The organism is Paraprevotella xylaniphila YIT 11841, assembly GCF_000205165.1.
Lineage (GTDB): Bacteria > Bacteroidota > Bacteroidia > Bacteroidales > Bacteroidaceae > Paraprevotella > Paraprevotella xylaniphila.
Map to the genome: position 1 here is coordinate 16,738 of NZ_GL883841.1, position 18,166 is coordinate 34,903.

An 18,166-nucleotide genomic window follows, 5' to 3' on the forward strand; every position below is an offset into this window, starting at 1 on the left:
TCGTACCTATTTATGGGGTTAAAGTTCGATGACGTATGACTGCATCGTACGCAAATCTATCGTCCACAAGCGGCCGTCCAGCACGTCGCCGTAACCGCAAACCAACTTCATCACTTCGTGGGCCTGCACACTGCCTACTATCGCCGGGGTCATGCCCACAACGCCTTTAAAAGCCGGAGGCAACCGGTACGCCGCCTCTTCGTCCGGATACAAATCCCGATAGCTCTTCGCTTCCGCAGTACGACAGAAGACGGACACCTGGCCACAGAACCCTTCGATGGCACCGTAAACGTATGGCTTGCCTTGCGCCCTGCAAATATCGTTCAAAAGATAACGGGTCGGATAATTGTCACAGGCATCCACCACAATGTCATAGCCTTGAATCATACCGGCGGCATTATCCGGTGTCAGACGACAAGCGTACGGCTTCACGTCCACATCGCTGTTCAATGCACGCAACCGACGGGCAGCCAACACCACCTTGGGCAGCCCCACTTCCGCCTCCGCATAAAGAACCTGGCGGTGCAAATTGGTAGTACTCACCTCGTCATCATCCACCAACCCGATGTGCCCTATTCCGGCACCGGCCAGATAGAGCGAGACGGGAGAGCCTAACCCGCCCGTCCCGACAACCAACACCCGCGCCGCACGCAAGCGTTCCTGCCCTCCGGTACGGATTTCCGGCAACATGGTCTGACGCTCGTACCGCCCGAACTTTTTATCCTCCATCCCGGACATGGTCAGCATTTTACATAAGATTGCAAATCGAAACTGGCATCCCAATCCTTCCATACCGGTTCACGACCGGCCTTTCTCAATGCCTTCTCCACCTCCACGGCCGTGCGTTCGTCGCTCACATGGAACTGCTCCAACGCCTGCGGATAGGTATAATATCCTCCCGGTTCCGTCTTGCTTTCCGCACTCATCGTGGTCACGCCCAACGTGGCCATGTGGTCACGGATGGCCGCCGGTTCGCGTGTGGAATAGGATATGTCCACATCGTGGTCGAAAATACGCATGGCAAAAGTGACCTGGGCCAGTTCACGGTCGCTCATGACGACATTCGGTTGGAAGCCCCCGTTCTCGGAGGGCCGCATACGGGGGAAGTTCACACTGTATTTCGTCCGCCAATAATGCTTCTGCAAATAACGTAAATGGTAAGCCATCATCGTAATGTCCGTGCGCCATTCTTTCTCCAGTCCGATGAGTACCCCCATCCCGATGGAATGCACCCCGGCTTGCCCCATGCGGTCGAAACCGTTGACACGCCACTCGAATTTCGACTTCATGCCCCGGGGATGGTAGATGTTATAGTTTGCCTTGTGATACGTTTCCTGGAAGCAAATGACTCCGTTCATCCCGTGTGCCTTCAGTTCTTCATACTCTTCGGCCTTGAGCGGCATCACTTCTATCTTCAGGTTACTGAAGTAGGGTTTGGCCAAATCCAAGGCACGCGCCAGATAAGGCACGCCCGCCTTGGCCGGATTCTCTCCCGTCACGATCAAGAGGTTCTCGAAAGGTGCCAACTTCTTGATGGCTTTGTATTCGTTCTCTATCTCCTCCTCCGTCAGAATGGTGCGGCGCATCGGGTTGCTGATATGGAAACCGCAATACACGCAGGAGTTGGTGCAGGAGTTGGTGATATACAAAGGTATGAACATGGACATGGTCTTGCCGAAACGCTCTTCGGTATATTTACGGCTCAACCGCGCCATTGTCTCCAAATAGGGAGCGGCTGCCGGAGACACCAAAGCCATGAAATCGTCCACGTCACAATGTGCTTTCGAGAGGGCACGGCGCACGTCGGCTTCCGTCTTGGCATTGATCCGCGCCGTGGTTTCCTCCCATGAAATCTTTTCCAATTCGTCCGAAAACATATCTTCTTCCCGTTTAGTCGTTCAAAAATGCCGTCAGGGGCGAACTCGCCTCTGCCACGAAACTGTCTGCCTGCAATCCCAATCCGGCTTCGTATGCCATACGTCCGGATTCCACAGCCTGCTTGAAAGCCATGGCCATCGCCACCGGGTCGCCGGCCACGGCTATGGCCGTATTCACCAAACAGGCAGAAGCTCCCATCTCCATGGCCTCGGCGGCATGACTGGGTGCCCCGATACCGGCATCCACGACAACCGGCACATTGGCCTGCTCTATGATGATACGCAGGAAATCACGGGTCTGCAATCCCTTGTTTGTCCCGATGGGTGCTCCCAAAGGCATGACTGTGGCCGCTCCGGCTTCTTCCAGATGTTTGCAAAGCGTAGGATCGGCCTGACAATAAGGCAATACGACAAAGCCCAACTTCACCAACTGCTCCGTGGCCTTCAGGGTCTCCGTGGAATCGGGCAACAAATAACGCGGGTCGGGATGAATTTCCAACTTCAACCAATTCGTACCGAATGCCTCGCGTGCCATCTGGGCGGCGAACACGGCTTCTTCGGCATTCCGGACACCCGACGTGTTCGGCAATAATTGTATCTCGGGACGCACGATATGCTTCAGCATGTCGTCCTCCTTGTCTTCCAGTTCGATACGCTTCATGGCTACCGTCACCATTTCCGTTCCGGAAGCCATGATGGAACGGGCCATCAGGTCGTTGGAATCAAACTTACCTGTACCTAAAAACAAACGGGAAGCAAACTCCCGTCCTGCTATGACTAATTTTTCCATTGTCCTATGCTATGATATTAAATTAAAATTCTTAAACACCAGTGTCCTACAAATACCAACCGGACGCTACCCTCCGCATGCCGCTTTGATAACGACAATGCTCACCCCCTCGGTCAACACATAATCGGCCCACTGGGTACGGGGCACCAAACGGTTCTCCACGGCCACAGCCACCCCCTGAAACGGAAGCGATAGTTCTTCCATCAATACAGAAATCGAAACGGCAGCCGTTTCCACTTCTTTGTTATTCACCAAAATTTTCATTTCATCTACTTTTAATGATTTCTGAAAAAGCAAGTACAAAGAAGCACCACAAACGGCAATATGGAAAAATAATGGAAATCCAATCCCTACGGCAGTACGAACTGCATCAGGTTCGAGGGTATAATCTCAGCCCCTGTCCGGGCACCCCTTTGTCTTTACTCGGACAAAGATACGCAAAAAAGGGAAATGACGTAACACTCCGCTATCATTTTATAACAAAAAGAAAACAAAAATCGTTCCCCGACACAATCGAGAAACGATTTCCTTATATGTGGCATATAAATACTACCCACGAATCATAACCGCTGTCCTAACTTATCGTCAATGAACAGCAAAGCGGCCTTGTCGGCTTTACGGATCTTTTCCAAAATACCTTGCGCCGTAGCTTCTTCTTCTACCTGCTCGCGCACGTATCCCCACAAGAAATCCTGAGAAGCCATATCCTTTTCTTCGGAAGCCACTTTCACCACGTTTTCAATTAACTTGGATACCTGACATTCATGCTCGTACACATTTTCAAAAACGCCTAATACACCGTCCCATTCCTGTGGAACCACATCAATCTTATCTACCTTGGCCACTCCACCACGTTTGATGACGTAATTCGCCATGTCGTAAGCATGCTCCAATTCTTCCTGAGACTGTTTCTTCATCCATGCGGCACAACCGTCGTAACCTTCCCTCTGCAAATAGAAGGACATGGATAAATACAAGTTAGCCGACCACATCTCGGCCACGATTTGTTCGTTAATAGCTTTCTGCAATTTGTCTGAAATCATATTCGTATATATTAAAAATTAAACAACTTCACTTTATTATAGTAAACTACAACTACAGTGCCAGAACACCCGATTTCATCATCATGTCAGCTATTTATTCTTAATTTTACGGATTGTTATAGAGAATCACGATGAATAAGGTTGAGAAACTCCTCCCGGGTTTTAGCCTGATTAAACGCTCCTGTAAAATCACTGGTCGTAGTCACCGAATTTTGCTTTTCCACTCCACGCATCTGCATACACATGTGCCGAGCTTCCACTACGACCATCACGCCCAACGGGTTCAACGCTTCTTGTATGCAATCCCGAATCTGGAGCGTCATCCTTTCCTGTACCTGAAGACGATGGGAAAAGCTGTCCACCACACGGGCAATCTTGCTCAACCCCGTAATGTATCCATTGGGTATATAAGCCACATGCGCTTTCCCGTAAAAAGGCAGCATGTGATGTTCGCACAAAGAGAAGAAATCTATGTCTTTCACTATCACCATGTGACGGTAGTCTTCCTTGAACTTGGCCGAATTCAGAATCTCTTTCGGATCTTCGGCATATCCCCGCGTCAACGTCTGCATCGCCTTGGCCACCCTATAAGGCGTCTTTTGCAATCCTTCACGTTCGGTATCTTCACCCAACAAAGCCAGAACAGCCTTATAGTGGGTTTCTAATTCCCGTTGTACCGTTTCGTTATAAACCTGACATTCCATCTGTTCAATAAGGTATTTGAATTACAGATTTTACAATCAATGCCTCATCGAATTGCTTGGTTGCACGCAATTCGTGCAAAGCCTGATTGGCCTCCTCGTACGTTCTGAAATCACCCACCCTGCAAATCCAACGCGGACTCTGGAAATGGGTATAAGTAGCCATGTCGCTGAAGTAACTCTTCACTTTTCCGGCCATCCGTTGCGCCTCCTGGCGCGCTGTTCTGGAGTTCCCCCCCGCATAAACCTGAATCCGGTAGCCGTTGGCTTTCATTTTCCGTACGGGCTTGTGGCCTACAGATGAATTACCATTCTCCGTTATCGACTGGGATATACGTCCGGAAGCCGCAAGTGAAGTGGAATTTTCATTCCCCGCCCCTGTGCCATTTACCATCCGGGTAATCTCGGCATCCTGAATCACACGTACCGTCCCCTGCCCGTCCACAGGCTTCACCAACTTGTCCACAAACTTCTGTTGCGCTGAAACCTGAAGCCAACTTACGGCACACCAAAACAACGATAGGAAGAATCTTTTCATCATATAGCCTTTTGAATATAAAACCATAAAAGAGAGCCATTCCGAGACACAAAGGCGACCTCGGAATGACTCCGTTTTTCTACTCTGATTAAGCTTTCCAAGCATCAATGATACCCTTGAAGTCTGCACACTTCAAAGCAGCACCACCAATCAAACCACCGTCCACATCGGGCTTTGCAAAAATCTCTTTTGCGTTCGAAGGCTTGCAGCTTCCACCATAAAGGATAGAAACATTCTCGGCAGCCTCAACGCCGAACTTCTCGGCAATAGTCGTACGAATGAAAGCATGCATCTCTTCCGCCTGTTCAGCCGTAGCCGTCTTTCCCGTGCCGATAGCCCATACCGGTTCGTAGGCCAAAATGATGTTGGAGAACTGTTCTGCCGTCAAATCGAACAAAGAACCGGCCAACTGAGCCTTCACCACTTCGTTCTGCTTGTCTGCCTCGCGCTCTTCCAGTACCTCGCCGATACAGAAAATGACTTTCAAACCATTGGCCAAAGCCAAGTTTACTTTCTCTTTCAGGATTTCAGCTGTCTCGCCATAGTAAGCACGACGCTCCGAATGGCCTAAGATGACATACTGCGCACCGGTAGATTTTACCATCTCGGCAGACACTTCGCCAGTGTATGCACCTTTTTCCTTGTCTGCACAATTCTCTGCACCCAAGCCGATAGTCTGGGCATCCAATACTGCGGCTACGGAAGCTAAGTGAATAAACGGTGTACAGATGACCACGTCACAATTTGGTTTGTCGGCAGCCAAAGCCGCATTCAACTCAGTAGCCAAAGCTACACCTTCCTGCAAATTCAGGTTCATCTTCCAGTTACCTGCTACAATTTTCTTTCTCATTTCTTTTCTTTTTAAAAGGTTGATAATTCTATTTTTATGTTTCATTCGCCTATACATCTTGCTTCCTATCCATATCCGGTCGGCAAACACCAACACAAACAGGGGGACAAGGAACCATAGGACGACACGCAGCGTCGTCATCATCCGCGATGCCGACTGCAAACGCCCCAATTCACTATCTTCCAACGGCATATTCAGGTCCTCTTCTTTCGGAAGATTGTTACAACTCCATTTGTTATACACCGTACCATCTTTCAACAACACCAACCCGGGATTGGAGCGCACGATGGTTTTCAAAGTGATTTCATCCGTCATGCCAAAAGGATAATCCGCCCCCGTCAAATCCTGCCATCGCCCAATCATGCCATCACCGGATGCCGTCAGACAATAAAAGGCATAACCATGTTCACCGCAATAATCATAGAGTTCATTGATACGGTCTATATCACTGTCGTCCGCAAACTCCAGATAAGGAGAGATTAATAAGAAAGTATATCCTTTGTCCGACAAAACCTGCTCCGTGATATCCTCACCATCAGGCCACGTCATAATCGAAAAATCATGTACGGGGGGCACATATCCTTCTTTCACCAACACCGTCCGGCTATCCACAAAATGCCAGGCCGTGTCCTCGGGATAATCTTCCGTAGTGAATTCTTTCTTTACTCCATCCTTTTCAAGTACGAATGTCGTAAGATACTCCGGCTCCTCCTCTCCTTCCGGAACCACCATCGCTTGGGGCAGGTTTACTCCGATATGATAAGGACGGAAATCAAAAACCGGAAGATAATAGATACAGAAAACCGCCAGAACAAAGGCAAAAAAGATAGAATAGAGGGAAATCATCCACTGGTTGCGTTCGGAAACAAAGCGCACCATCAACCGACGGTAACGAAAAACGAGCACGGATAAGCCCAACAGCACGACATTCTTGCCGAAGGTCTCCCAGTTCGTCAACGACACGGCATCTCCGAAACATCCGCAATCTGACACGGGATTGGCCAAAGCCAGATAAAGCGTCAGAGGAGTCATCACACTCATGAACAACAAAAAAAGCCAGGAAGTCGTACGTCGACGTATGCCAAAGAATAGATATATCCCTATACAAAATTCAAATACAGCCAAAAGGACCGCCAACCAGAGCGGCAAAAAACCGGGAATCCATTCCGACCAACCCAATGCCTGAAAATAGTCGTCGAATTTATATTGGGTACCACGCGGGTCAACCACTTTCACCAATCCAGAGAAGACAAAAGTCACAGCCAACAACAAACGGCTGACATTCACGGCAACCCAACGTAATTTATATCCCAACCTATTCACCGAACGTCAATTTTATCAGCCCGAATACGGCATAATTCATCATGTCCATGTAGTTGGCATCCACTCCCTCCGACACCAAAGTCTGCCCCGCCAAAGCCTCAATCTGCTTGGTCCGGTAAAGCTTCATCAGGATAAGGTCTGTATAAGAACTGATGCGCATGCCGCGCCAGGCCTCATCGTAATCGTGGTTTTTCTTCAACATCAAAGCGAGTGAAAGCCCCGCATATTTGTCATAATATTCCAAAGCACATTCAGCTGCCATATCTTCCGCATCGGCATAGCCCAACTCCAACTGTATCAGGCCGACAATACTGTAATTCACGATAGCCATGAACTCCGGACGGATGCCCTCACCGACCAACGAGACCCCTTTCACTTCCAAACTACGGATACGATTGGCCTTGATAAATATCTGATCCGTCACCGAAGCAGGACGCATGATACGCCACGCCGCACCGTAATCATGCAACTTTTTGGCGAACAGCTCCCGACACTCCTTCATTATTTGCTCAAATTGTCCTTGTGTATCCATATTTTACCGTTTAGGCATACCACAACATGCAATGTGCAAAGGTAGTACAAATCATCGAATAAAACAAAAAGAGACCGTAGAATACGCAAACGCGAACGGCCTTTTCATGTTCTTTCACCATAACACAGTGTACATCAAGTATTTCCTAAAAAGCAAGAATGCTAACGGTGAAAACAAGGTGAAAGTTACCGGATAAGAAAGTTCACCATAAATAACTGAAACAGAAGAAGTCTGAAGGATGCGAACCTATCCCTGCATTTTTCATATTGTAAGCAGAGTGAAAACAACGAACGCCCTACAGTCCTCGACACCTCACGCAGCTCATGACGAAAAAATCATTTGGCGCAGGATGAAATCATTCTCAGCAGAACAAAAAATCGTTCTCAGGAGATTAAAACCCGTTTACTTCAACCGTCCTCACCCCCAAATAAACAGCAAAAGAGAGATGTCCCGACCTTACGGAGCACCTCTTCCTTGCTTATTAAATCTAATGCTTATGAATACTTAAGTATTTGTCCCGGACGGAGTACCGTAGTCCGGGTTATTCCGTTCAACTTACATAACTTAGCAACCGTCGTCCCACATTTTGAAGCAATAACCGAAAGGTTCTCACCCGATTTCACACGGTGCACTTTAGAACGAGGCCTCGCAGTAGGTTTGGGCCGGACATTTGTCTCGTTCTTTGCCAATTCAGACTTTCCTTTATTGGAACGGAAGATGTAATAATCCCCCGTCACGTCCTGAGCCACGAAATCAAACATTTCAGCCGGGTTGATGGCTTGCCCCAAGAAACGTGTTTCAAAATGCAAATGAGAACCGGTAGAACGTCCCGTATTTCCTCCCAAGCCAATAGGTTCTCCTGCTTTCACAATTTGGTTTTCCTTCACAAGCTGTTTGGACAAATGGCCGTATATCGTTTCCAAACCATTAGGGTGGCGGATAACAATATAATTCCCGTATCCTCTTCTTTCGTAATCCACGATACGCACTTTTCCGCTAAACGCCGAACGTATGGTATCCCCGATGTACACCTTGATGTCCAACCCTTTATGCTGACGACGGAAACTTGCACGATAACCGTAATTAGAAGTAATTCTCGTGCTCGGCGTCGGCATGCAGAAATGCCGCAAGTCTATCTTGTATTCTTCCGGCAATTCTACATCATAACGATGGGCATATTGGTTGTTCCAATCGGGATAAAGACCAAACGCGGGATTTTCAAGCTGTTCGTCACCTACCAAACGCTGTAAAGCGACAGAATCTATGGCTCTCATCTTTTTGTCTATAGGTGCCTGGCGAGCCAACAAATCTTGCCCTGATACCGGCAAACTAAGCACGGCCAAAACCACTACAGCTCCTGTCTTAAGTCTTTTGAAATTGAAAAACATTTAATTATTAATATTATAAAGTTCGCTTATCTTCTCTTATTATAATTCATCTAAGGCATACAAATAACCCAAGTTGGAAGATTCGTACTCAAAAATCTCCTCCGGCTTGAAGAAACGTGCCAATTCTATTTTCGCATTCTCCAATGAATCGGACGTGTGGACGATATTTTGTTGGTTACTCATACAATAGTCACCACGAATAGTGCCCGGAAGGGCATTCCTGCCATTTGTAGCCCCTGCCATCGCCCGTACTACGTTTACGGCCTCAATACCTTCGAAGCAGCATGCAATCACGGGAGTCGACATCATGGAATCCTTTAAAATCTGAAAGAATGACTTCTCGCGCAAATGAGCATAATGTTCGTTCAATATCGCATCTGTCAATTGCATCATTTTCATTCCGGCCAACCTCAATCCTCTCTTCTCGAAACGGTTGATAACTTCTCCTACAAGCCCCCTCTGTAATGTACAAGGTTTTAACAAGACCAAGGTTTTCTCCATGAATATAGACTTTTTGAATTAAACATATTTAATTAGCGTATTCTAAACACTAACGGCGACAAAGATAATCTTTCCATAACAAAAGCCCAAGAAAATTAACAGTATTTTTCCTCCAAAGATCATTTTTTCAAGAAATCACCCCCCAATTCACAGTCTTATTCCTTAATTTATTTAACTGTCTCCATAGAATATCATTCTTTGAAGCTGCGCAATGCGGATCATCGTCCAACACTTTTTCGGCCGTCTCCCGCGCCAACTGCAGCACCTGTCCGTCACGTGCCAAATTGGCCAACCTCAACGTAAACGAAACCCCGCTTTGCTGCGTGCCTTCCAAATCGCCCGGACCGCGCAACTTCAAATCCGCCTCGGCTATTTCAAACCCGTCGTTCGTCTCCGTCATGATTTGAATACGTTTGCGTGTATCCGCCGAAAGCTGATATTTGGTGACCAAAATGCAATAGGACTGGTCGGCTCCACGTCCCACCCGTCCACGCAACTGATGTAACTGTGCCAGTCCGAAACGTTCGGCATTCTCTATCACCATGACCGAAGCGTTCGGTACGTTCACTCCGACCTCAATCACAGTAGTCGCCACCAGTATCTGGGTCTTCCCTGAAATGAAATCTTGCATCTCGGCCTCCTTCTCTGCAGCTTTCATTTTACCATGCACCCGGCTTATCTTATATTCCGGCAAATCGCGGCACAACTGCTCATACCCCTCTTCAAGGTTCTTGATGTCCATCTTCTCGCTTTCCTTAATCAACGGGTATACCACGTATGCCTGCCGGCCTTCGTTCAACTGCGAACGCAACCCCCTGTACAGGCTCTCCCGCCGGTTGTCAAACTGATGAACCGTCTGAATCGGCTTGCGCCCGGGAGGCAGCTCGTCGATAACCGACACGTCGAGGTCGCCATACAAGGTCATGGCCAAGGTACGGGGTATTGGCGTGGCCGTCATCACCAGTACATGAGGAGGATTGCTGTTTTTAGCCCACAAACGGGCGCGCTGAGCCACACCGAAACGATGCTGCTCGTCTATCACGACCATGCCCAAAGACTTAAAAAGCACCGTGTCTTCCAACACGGCATGCGTCCCGACCAGAATCCGTACCTCACCGTCTTTCAATCCGTCCAAAACAGCCTGTCGCCGCTTTCCTTTCACCGTCCCTGTCAGCAGTTCCACCCTAACGGGCATCCCGGACAACAAGTTCTGGAAAGTCACATAATGCTGCTCCGCCAGAATCTCGGTAGGTGCCATGATACAAGCCTGAAAACCATTGTCCAAAGCAATCAAGATACTCATCAAGGCCACCAGTGTCTTCCCGCTGCCTACGTCGCCTTGCAACAGACGGTTCATTTGCCGGCCGCTCCCCATGTCCTGACGAATCTCACGAATGACTCTTTTTTGCGCCCCGGTCAGCTCAAACGGCAGATTCTTTTCATAAAACGTATGAAACAACTCGCCTACACGGGCAAACACATAACCACGATATTTCTGACGACGCTCACGCGCATACTTTATTATATTCAATTGAATATAGAAAAGTTCTTCGAACTTCAAACGGAATTGTGCCTTCCGCAAATCTTCCGCAGAAGTCGGATAATGCACATGGCGAAGTGCTTCATCCAAAGACACCAGATTCAACGCGCTTACTAAATAAGGCGGCAAGGTTTCCGGGATTTCGGCATCCAAACGTTCAAACAAAGTCGCCGTGAAATGTTCTATAGAACGGGAATTCAGTCCGGCCCGTTTCATTTTGTCCGTAGTCGTGTAATAAGGCTGAAGCCCCATTGTGTTCAAACGCAATTCATCGGCCTTGTCCACATCAGGATGAGCGATGTTGATTCGCCCGTTGAAAACACTCGGCCGCCCGAACACGATATAATCCGTCCGCGTCTTATAGGCTGACAAAATATATTTTATGCCATTGAACCAAATCAAGTCCACAACTCCCTGCCCATCGGTAAAATGAGCCACCAAACGCCGTTTCCGCCCCTCTCCCTCCGTATCAAAGCTCAATATCTGACCGCGAATCTGCACGTAAGGCATATCGGCCGTCAACTCATGGATATAATAAAGCCGCGTACGGTCTATATGCTTATAAGGAAAGGTGTACAACAAATCATGCAAAGTACGGATTTGCAACTCATCTCCGAGCAGTTTGGCACGCTGCGGCCCCACTCCCGGCAGGAACTTGATGTCTTGGCGATCAAGGTCTATCATCGGTCAATCAGATAAAAGAGCTTCGGCTACCTTTAAATCGAAAGGTGTGGTTATCTTTATATTCTCACGGTTGCCCGGCACCAACTTCACCTGTACCCCCATAGCTTCCACCACAGAAGCATCGTCGGTGAAAAACGGACGGTATTCTTGCCGGTAAGCGGTTTTCAGCACATCGGCCCGAAAAGCCTGCGGGGTCTGCACCAAACGATATTGTGCACGGTCTACGGTTATACTGTCTCCCTCCGCCCCGTTGGATTCCAGACAACGCAGTGTCTCCACGACTTCGACAACAGGTATGGCAGCACGTTCCCGGAAAGCAGATTCATAACATGCCGCAATGACTTCACGAGACACAAAAGGACGTACGCCATCGTGCACGGACACCAAAGCATCCGTTTCCCCATCCGGCACCTCTGCCAAACCGTTGGCCACAGAATGAAAGCGTGTCTCTCCTCCGTCGGCCAAATGATAAGGAATGCGGAAGTCATATTCACGACACAATTCATTCCAATAGCCCTGCTGTGCAACCGGCAATACCACAATCAGTTCCACACTTTCGTCATAGGCATGGAATGCATCCAACGTCCGCATCAACACCGGTCGACCTTGGACCGGAATGAACTGCTTGGGAATTTCGCCCCCCATACGCAGTCCTTTCCCTCCGGCCACTACGATCGCATATTTCTTCATCGAGCCACTTCGTTGTACAACATTCCGTTTCTCACGGCTTCCGCCTTGTCTTGACCGGCCAGCTTGGCCACGATGGCATAACCGAATTCAAATACGGCAGCCGGCCCTTTTCCGGTAATGAACAAGCCGTCCTCCTCCACAAGACTGCCTGTATAAGAAGCCCCTTCCAAGTTCTCTTCAAATCCGGGATAGCAAGTCGCCTTCAGTCCTTCCAGCAATCCCATACGGCCGTAGACCAAAGGGGCCGCACAAATAGCCGCCAACGGTTTACCTGCCTTATACTGCTGCATGATACCTTCGGCCAAACCTTCGTGTCCGGCCAGATTGTATGAACCAGGCAGCCCGCCAGGCAATACCAACATGGCGGCCTTGGAAAAATCAACATCTTCTATCAACATATCGGCCTCAACACGGATGCCATGCGACCCGGTCACCATCTTGTCGCCCGTCACCGAAACGATACGGGTTTCCACTCCTGCACGGCGCAAAATATCTACCACAGCCAAAGCTTCCACTTCTTCCGAGCCTTCGGCAAAAAACAAATATACTGTTTCCATCCTTCTGTATTTAATAATGAATATTTATAAGTTAAATCAATTCTTCTCTTGCCACGCCATGCGTTGCACATCCGCTCCCGAAGGTGATTGGAAAACCCGCAAGTCGAACTCCGGAATCACTGCCAGGACATGGTCGAAGACATCGGCCTGGATTTCTTCATAAGGAATCCAGTCTTTCACCGTCGAAAAGAAATACAGTTCCACAGGAATTCCCCTGTCCGTCGGCTGCAAATGGCGGACCATGCAATGCAGTTCCTGATTGGTATAAGGCAAGCTCCGCAAGTATGCCGTCAAATAAGCCCGGAACACCCCTAAATTGGTCTGGCGGCGGCCATTGACCTTTACGGTATCATCGATGGAATGAGCCGCATTATAATCCTGCAAATCCTGTTCTTTCCTTTCTATATAGTCTTTCAGCAAACTTATCTTGCGAAAACGCTCCAACATCTCCGGCGTACAAAACTTCACACTGCTCATATCTATATTGACAGACCGTTTGATACGACGTCCGCCGCTTTCGCGCATCGCATTCCAATTCTGAAACGATTCACTGACTAAGACGTATGGCGGTACCGTGGTCACGGTGTTGTCCCAATTACGGACTTTCACGGTGTTCAGCGTCACTTCCGTCACGACCCCGTCGGCATCATATTTGGGCACTTTTATCCAATCTCCCACTTTCAGCATATCATTGGCCGACAACTGTACCCCACTGACGAACCCCATAATGGTATCTTTAAAAACCAACATCAAAACAGCAGCCGAAGCACCTAATCCAGCCAACAGCGAAACGGGATCCTTATCTATCAGCTCGCTGAGCATGATTATACCGCCCACGAACCATGCCACCACCTGAAGTGTCTGCAACAAACTCTTCAAAGGACGGTTCCGAAAGGCTTCCTTATCGCTATAGACACTATAAACAGCCCTTAAAAAAGCATGAATAAAACCCAAAAAAGAAAGAACAATAAATACAAAACTGATTCGTCGGACAAAATCAACCGTACTTCCATTCGTATCGGCAAAAACTACGGGTACAAAGCAATATATCACCACCGGCACCACCATACGGCTCAACCGTACCATCACCTTATGGTCGAATACCACATCGTCCCACGTAGCCTTGGTATGCTTCACCAAACGAGCCACAGCCTTCAGCAAGAAACAACGGCAAACCGCATCAGCCAGAAAAGCTACACCTACCAACAAGACCAACATGACTCCGTGCGTCAAGACACTAGCTACCGAAACCAATCCCCACGAAGCCAACACGCTTGTCAACCATCCTTGCAAGTCCATTTCCATCATTCCGACACGTCCGGATTTTCTATTTCAAACACTCCAGATAGCGCTTGACGGTCTCTTCCAACCCGAGATACAAAGCGTCACAAATCAGTGCGTGACCGATGCTTACTTCATCAATCCACCCTATCTGTTCATGCATGTATTTCAAGTTCTCCAAGCTCAAGTCATGACCGGCATTCAGCCCTAACCCCAAACCGCGAGCCGTCCGTGCTGCCTCCACGAAAGGACGGACAGCATCCTCCGGACTTCCTGCATAAGCCGAAGCGTACGGCTCCGTATAAAGTTCCACCCGGTCCGCCCCCGCTTTTGCCGCATATTCCACCATCTCCGCTTCGGCATTGACAAAAACGGAAGTACGAATCCCTTTTTCCTTAAATTCCCCTATGATCTCCGTCAGAAACGAAAGATTCTTTTTCGTGTCCCAACCCGTATTCGACGTAATCTGGTCGGGGGCATCGGGCACCAATGTTACCTGTGTGGGTCGTACTTTCAACACCAAATCATTGAACTTGTCCACCGGATTGCCTTCGATGTTGAACTCCGTACGCAAAACAGCTTTTAGGTCATACACGTCCTGGTAACGGATGTGGCGCTCATCGGGACGGGGATGCACCGTGATGCCCTGTGCCCCGAACTTTTCACAATCCAATGCCACCTGCACGACGTCCGGATTATTGCCTCCCCGCGCATTACGCAGAGTAGCCACCTTATTAATGTTCACGCTTAATTTCGTCATTTCTCTTTCAATTATAATTTGTCACCAATAGGGCAAAGTTAGAAAAAAATACTATATTTGCGGCTCTATAACCGCAGTAAAAGTCTTAATTAATATTAGGAAAATGGCAGAAAGACTCAAATTCGCCCTGTTCGGCAACATCTATCAAGCTAAAAAGTCGGCTTCGGTCAAACAACTCATTTCCTTGTTGACCGCCCGTGGAGCCGAACTCTATATTGACACGGCTTTCTACACTTACCTTAAACAGGAACTTCATTTCGATGTCATCCCTACCGGACTGATATCAGACAGCGACTTTCAGGCTGACATCGCAGTCAGCATGGGAGGTGACGGTACTTTTCTGGCCGCAGCCAGCCGGGTGGGAAATAAAGACATACCTATATTAGGAATCAACATGGGGCGGCTCGGCTTCTTAGCCGACGTGTCTCCGGAAGAAATCAATGAATGCATCGACGACATCTACAACCACACATACAAAATTGACGAGCGTAGCGTCATCGAAGTAAAATACGAAGGTCCGGAACTCTCCGGATACCCATACGCCCTGAACGAAGTGGCCGTCCTGAAACGGGACAATTCCTCCATGATTTCCATCCGGGTGGAAGTGAATGGCGAATTTCTGGCCACTTATCAGGCTGACGGCCTCATCATCAACACGCCCACCGGTTCCACCGGTTATGCCTTGAGCGTAGGAGGCCCCATCATCGTGCCCCAATCCGGTACATTCTGCATTACACCCGTAGCCTCCCACAGCCTGAACGCACGCCCCATCACGCTCCGCGACCAAGTGGAACTTACCCTGTCGGTAGAATCCCGCAACCATAATTTCCTCGTGGCTATAGACGGACGCAGCGAAGCCTGCACCGAAGCCACACGCCTCATCCTTCGTCGAGCTCCTTATAATATAAAGGTATTGCAACGCAAGAACCATTCGTTTTACTCCACCTTACGTGAGAAACTCATGTGGGGTGCCGACCCAAGGGAAGAATCATGTTGAACGCCTTTCGCTCCTCTACGTCAACCTATTCCACCCTACGTTTGCTCCAATGGCTGTGGAATATCCTGCGACACCACCGACTGCAAACGGGACTGAACACCCTGCTCGGCTGTTCCACCGTATTGTTGGATTTCATGTTCATCGCTGCCACCAAATGGACCATCGACATCGCGACCTATAAAGCCCCCGGAAGTTTATCCATAGCCGCCGCACTACTCATCGGTATCCTGTTGTCACAGCTCTGCATCCATTTCGCTTCACGTTGGGTCAAGGCCATTTTGGGAGTCAAGGCACAAAACCACATGCAACGGTTCTATTTCGACCGTTTGCTCCACAGCGAGTGGAAAGACCGGAACCGACGCCACAGCGGTGACCTCCTGAACAGGCTGGAGCGAGATGTCACCGACGTGGTGAATGCCGTCACCGAAACGGCTCCTTCCATTATCGCCGTGTGCATACGGTTGGCAGGCGCGTTCTTATTCCTGTATTCCATGGATGCTTCATTGGCTTGTCTCACTGTGGCCATCATTCCGCTCTTCATGGTATTGAGCAAAGTATATATGAAACGTATGCGCAAACTGACCCGCGAAATCAGGAATACGGACAGCCGTATCCAAAGCATACTGCAAGAAACGATACAGCACCAGATGGTTGTACAGACTTTGGAACAACAGCCCGTTATGGTACAACGGTTGGACAACATACAACAGGATTTACGTGGCCAAATCAAGACGCGCACCCACTTTTCGTCCATCTCCTCGTCTTTCCTCAGTGCCGGATTCATGGGGTGTTACCTCGTAGCCTTTCTTTGGGGAGCCGCCCGGCTGCACGAAGGGACGATCACCTACGGCATGATGATAGCCTTTATCCAACTTGTAGGACAAATACAAGGACCGTTCCGGGACATGACCCGTTTCATTCCTGTTTTCGTCAACGCTTTTACAGCCGGCGAACGCCTCATGCAATTGGAAGAAATCCCCTTGGAAAAGTATCCCGAAGGAACCCGGATGGGTTCGCCCTCCGGCATACGCTTCCATCAGGTCTCATACGCATACGACAAGGGAGGCCGCCACGTGCTGCAAGATTTCACCTACGATTTCCCGCCAGGCAGCCATACGGCCGTGATAGGGGAAACCGGTGCAGGGAAAACGACTTTAATACGCCTGATGCTTTCCTTAATCCACCCCACTGCGGGAAAAATCATATTATACGACAACCATGGCAGGCAATCCGAATGCAACGCAGGTACCCGCTCCTGCTTCACATACGTCCCACAGGGAAACACCCTCTTTAGCGGTACCATACGGGAAAACCTGTTGCTCGGCAACCCGCACGCCACAGATGAAGAGATGCAAGCCGCACTTGCCCACGCCTGCGCCGATTTCGTATTCCAACTACCCGAAGGCCTGGACAGCCGTTGCGGCGAACAAGGCACGGGATTAAGCGAAGGACAGTCGCAACGTGTTGCCATCGCCCGCGCTTTACTGCGTCCGGGCGGTATATTACTATTCGACGAAGCCACTTCCTCACTCGACACCGCAACCGAGAAACGGCTATGGCAAAATATCTGTAGCCATTATGGCGATAAGACCTTGATTTTTGTCACTCACCGGATGAACATCATTACATCAGAAACACGCGTATTGAAACTCTGCAAATAAAAAGGAAAAACTTTGGCCAACCCACGCAAAAACACTATCTTTGCCCCGAAACAGGTGTCCTGTCTGCCGATCGGCATTCCGGATGAAAAGGGAATCGGGTGGAAATCCCGGACAGTCCCGCTGCTGTAAATTCCAGAAAGCGTATCAAAAGGAAGACTCATACCACTGCCTCAAATCCATCACGGGGTCGGGAAGGTTTTTGATACGGGAATAAGTCAGAAAACCTGCCTGTTCAAACTGCGGCATCTCGCTTCGAGGGTTAGGCGATGATTCCACTCAGATTCTAAGAACCGTCTTTTCTATCACAAGGATCGGCTTATTTCGTCCGCAACATAACGGACGAATGTGGCACCTTTCAGAACATGACGCTTGGAAGATGCCTGTCACACGACAACGTTTATTTAACCCCCTCCAAAGGCCGAAGCGATTCGCCCTTGCGTCTGCCATGCTATC

General features: G+C 49.0%; 18 protein-coding genes and 2 riboswitches. Of the genes, 2 read left to right on the forward strand and 16 right to left on the reverse strand.

The window, feature by feature from the left end; translation table 11 throughout:
* Positions 1-18 precede the first annotated feature (18 nt).
* The 16 genes from HMPREF9442_RS06930 to HMPREF9442_RS07010 all read right to left on the reverse strand — a co-directional run bounded on the left by HMPREF9442_RS06930 (position 19) and on the right by HMPREF9442_RS07010 (position 15,055).
* Complete coding sequence (locus HMPREF9442_RS06930; protein WP_008626801.1) at positions 19-747, reverse strand: HesA/MoeB/ThiF family protein; 729 nt, start codon at positions 745-747, stop codon at positions 19-21.
* Positions 741-1,877: a 2-iminoacetate synthase ThiH gene (gene thiH / locus HMPREF9442_RS06935; protein WP_008626802.1), complete on the reverse strand. Its 1,137-nt coding sequence runs from the start codon at positions 1,875-1,877 to the stop codon at positions 741-743. Before thiH ends, HMPREF9442_RS06930 begins: the two co-directional genes overlap by 7 nt.
* Positions 1,878-1,890: 13 nt before the next feature.
* Positions 1,891-2,667: a thiazole synthase gene (locus HMPREF9442_RS06940; protein ID WP_008626803.1), complete on the reverse strand. Its 777-nt coding sequence runs from the start codon at positions 2,665-2,667 to the stop codon at positions 1,891-1,893.
* A gap of 66 nt (positions 2,668-2,733) precedes the next feature.
* The gene (thiS, locus tag HMPREF9442_RS06945) at positions 2,734-2,931 is read right to left on the reverse strand and encodes a sulfur carrier protein ThiS (protein ID WP_008626811.1); all 198 of its coding nucleotides are present in this window, start codon (positions 2,929-2,931) and stop codon (positions 2,734-2,736) included.
* A gap of 66 nt (positions 2,932-2,997) precedes the next feature.
* Positions 2,998-3,090, reverse strand: a riboswitch (TPP riboswitch).
* A 137-nt stretch (positions 3,091-3,227) separates the two neighbouring features.
* Entirely contained in the window at positions 3,228-3,710 is a 483-nt protein-coding gene (locus HMPREF9442_RS06955; RefSeq protein WP_008626815.1) for a ferritin, read from the reverse strand.
* Positions 3,711-3,826: 116 nt separating this feature from the next.
* Positions 3,827-4,414 carry a GTP cyclohydrolase I FolE gene (gene folE / locus HMPREF9442_RS06960; protein WP_008626816.1) on the reverse strand — a complete coding sequence of 196 codons (588 nt, stop codon included), beginning with the start codon at positions 4,412-4,414 and terminating at the stop codon, positions 3,827-3,829.
* Positions 4,415-4,418: 4 nt separating this feature from the next.
* The gene (locus tag HMPREF9442_RS06965; protein WP_232038380.1) at positions 4,419-4,952 is read right to left on the reverse strand and encodes an SPOR domain-containing protein; all 534 of its coding nucleotides are present in this window, start codon (positions 4,950-4,952) and stop codon (positions 4,419-4,421) included.
* 85 nt (positions 4,953-5,037) lie between these two features.
* Entirely contained in the window at positions 5,038-7,122 is a 2,085-nt protein-coding gene (locus HMPREF9442_RS06970) for a BT_3928 family protein (RefSeq protein ID WP_008626818.1), read from the reverse strand.
* Entirely contained in the window at positions 7,115-7,654 is a 540-nt protein-coding gene (locus HMPREF9442_RS06975; RefSeq protein ID WP_008626819.1) for a DUF1599 domain-containing protein, read from the reverse strand. Before HMPREF9442_RS06975 ends, HMPREF9442_RS06970 begins: the two co-directional genes overlap by 8 nt.
* Positions 7,655-8,148: 494 nt before the next feature.
* Positions 8,149-9,042: a peptidoglycan DD-metalloendopeptidase family protein gene (locus HMPREF9442_RS06980; protein WP_008626823.1), complete on the reverse strand. Its 894-nt coding sequence runs from the start codon at positions 9,040-9,042 to the stop codon at positions 8,149-8,151.
* A 39-nt stretch (positions 9,043-9,081) separates the two neighbouring features.
* Positions 9,082-9,543: a nucleoside-diphosphate kinase gene (ndk, locus tag HMPREF9442_RS06985; RefSeq protein WP_008626828.1), complete on the reverse strand. Its 462-nt coding sequence runs from the start codon at positions 9,541-9,543 to the stop codon at positions 9,082-9,084.
* A gap of 127 nt (positions 9,544-9,670) precedes the next feature.
* Positions 9,671-11,767, reverse strand: a complete 2,097-nt coding sequence (recG, locus tag HMPREF9442_RS06990; protein WP_008626829.1) for an ATP-dependent DNA helicase RecG — start codon at positions 11,765-11,767, stop codon at positions 9,671-9,673.
* A gap of 3 nt (positions 11,768-11,770) precedes the next feature.
* Positions 11,771-12,457, reverse strand: a complete 687-nt coding sequence (locus HMPREF9442_RS06995) for a 2-C-methyl-D-erythritol 4-phosphate cytidylyltransferase (RefSeq protein WP_008626830.1) — start codon at positions 12,455-12,457, stop codon at positions 11,771-11,773.
* Positions 12,454-13,014 carry a DJ-1 family glyoxalase III gene (locus HMPREF9442_RS07000; RefSeq protein WP_008626832.1) on the reverse strand — a complete coding sequence of 187 codons (561 nt, stop codon included), beginning with the start codon at positions 13,012-13,014 and terminating at the stop codon, positions 12,454-12,456. Before HMPREF9442_RS07000 ends, HMPREF9442_RS06995 begins: the two co-directional genes overlap by 4 nt.
* Positions 13,015-13,050: 36 nt before the next feature.
* Positions 13,051-14,322 (reverse strand): mechanosensitive ion channel family protein, encoded by a 1,272-nt coding sequence (locus HMPREF9442_RS07005; protein WP_008626834.1) that lies wholly within the window; start codon positions 14,320-14,322, stop codon positions 13,051-13,053.
* A 19-nt stretch (positions 14,323-14,341) separates the two neighbouring features.
* A complete protein-coding gene (locus tag HMPREF9442_RS07010; protein WP_008626836.1) occupies positions 14,342-15,055 on the reverse strand; it encodes a pyridoxine 5'-phosphate synthase in 714 nt (237 codons plus the stop codon).
* A 103-nt stretch (positions 15,056-15,158) separates the two neighbouring features.
* Here HMPREF9442_RS07010 and HMPREF9442_RS07015 point away from each other — a divergent pair, with 103 nt between their 5' ends.
* Both HMPREF9442_RS07015 and HMPREF9442_RS07020 read left to right on the forward strand, forming a co-directional pair.
* Positions 15,159-16,052 (forward strand): NAD kinase, encoded by an 894-nt coding sequence (locus HMPREF9442_RS07015; RefSeq protein ID WP_008626838.1) that lies wholly within the window; start codon positions 15,159-15,161, stop codon positions 16,050-16,052.
* A complete protein-coding gene (locus tag HMPREF9442_RS07020; RefSeq protein ID WP_253271056.1) occupies positions 16,046-17,713 on the forward strand; it encodes an ABC transporter ATP-binding protein in 1,668 nt (555 codons plus the stop codon). The genes HMPREF9442_RS07015 and HMPREF9442_RS07020 overlap by 7 nt, the downstream gene beginning before the upstream one ends.
* 35 nt (positions 17,714-17,748) lie before the next feature.
* Positions 17,749-17,959, forward strand: a riboswitch (cobalamin riboswitch).
* Positions 17,960-18,166: the final 207 nt, after the last annotated feature.

Excerpts from the sequence above, each read along its gene's own strand:
- HMPREF9442_RS06975 (WP_008626819.1), bottom strand. The coding sequence starts at position 7,654 with ATGGATACACAAGGACAATTTGAGCAAATAATGAAGGAGTGTCGGGAG.
- thiS (WP_008626811.1), bottom strand. The coding sequence starts at position 2,931 with ATGAAAATTTTGGTGAATAACAAAGAAGTGGAAACGGCTGCCGTTTCG.
- HMPREF9442_RS06930 (WP_008626801.1), bottom strand. The coding sequence starts at position 747 with ATGCTGACCATGTCCGGGATGGAGGATAAAAAGTTCGGGCGGTACGAG.
- HMPREF9442_RS06955 (WP_008626815.1), bottom strand. The coding sequence starts at position 3,710 with ATGATTTCAGACAAATTGCAGAAAGCTATTAACGAACAAATCGTGGCC.
- HMPREF9442_RS07020 (WP_253271056.1), top strand. The coding sequence starts at position 16,046 with ATGTTGAACGCCTTTCGCTCCTCTACGTCAACCTATTCCACCCTACGT.
- HMPREF9442_RS07015 (WP_008626838.1), top strand. The coding sequence starts at position 15,159 with ATGGCAGAAAGACTCAAATTCGCCCTGTTCGGCAACATCTATCAAGCT.
- ndk (WP_008626828.1), bottom strand. The coding sequence starts at position 9,543 with ATGGAGAAAACCTTGGTCTTGTTAAAACCTTGTACATTACAGAGGGGG.
- recG (WP_008626829.1), bottom strand. The coding sequence starts at position 11,767 with ATGATAGACCTTGATCGCCAAGACATCAAGTTCCTGCCGGGAGTGGGG.
- HMPREF9442_RS07000 (WP_008626832.1), bottom strand. The coding sequence starts at position 13,014 with ATGGAAACAGTATATTTGTTTTTTGCCGAAGGCTCGGAAGAAGTGGAA.
- HMPREF9442_RS07005 (WP_008626834.1), bottom strand. The coding sequence starts at position 14,322 with ATGATGGAAATGGACTTGCAAGGATGGTTGACAAGCGTGTTGGCTTCG.
- HMPREF9442_RS06965 (WP_232038380.1), bottom strand. The coding sequence starts at position 4,952 with ATGATGAAAAGATTCTTCCTATCGTTGTTTTGGTGTGCCGTAAGTTGG.
- HMPREF9442_RS06980 (WP_008626823.1), bottom strand. The coding sequence starts at position 9,042 with ATGTTTTTCAATTTCAAAAGACTTAAGACAGGAGCTGTAGTGGTTTTG.
- HMPREF9442_RS07010 (WP_008626836.1), bottom strand. The coding sequence starts at position 15,055 with ATGACGAAATTAAGCGTGAACATTAATAAGGTGGCTACTCTGCGTAAT.
- folE (WP_008626816.1), bottom strand. The coding sequence starts at position 4,414 with ATGGAATGTCAGGTTTATAACGAAACGGTACAACGGGAATTAGAAACC.
- thiH (WP_008626802.1), bottom strand. The coding sequence starts at position 1,877 with ATGTTTTCGGACGAATTGGAAAAGATTTCATGGGAGGAAACCACGGCG.
- HMPREF9442_RS06995 (WP_008626830.1), bottom strand. The coding sequence starts at position 12,457 with ATGAAGAAATATGCGATCGTAGTGGCCGGAGGGAAAGGACTGCGTATG.
- HMPREF9442_RS06940 (WP_008626803.1), bottom strand. The coding sequence starts at position 2,667 with ATGGAAAAATTAGTCATAGCAGGACGGGAGTTTGCTTCCCGTTTGTTT.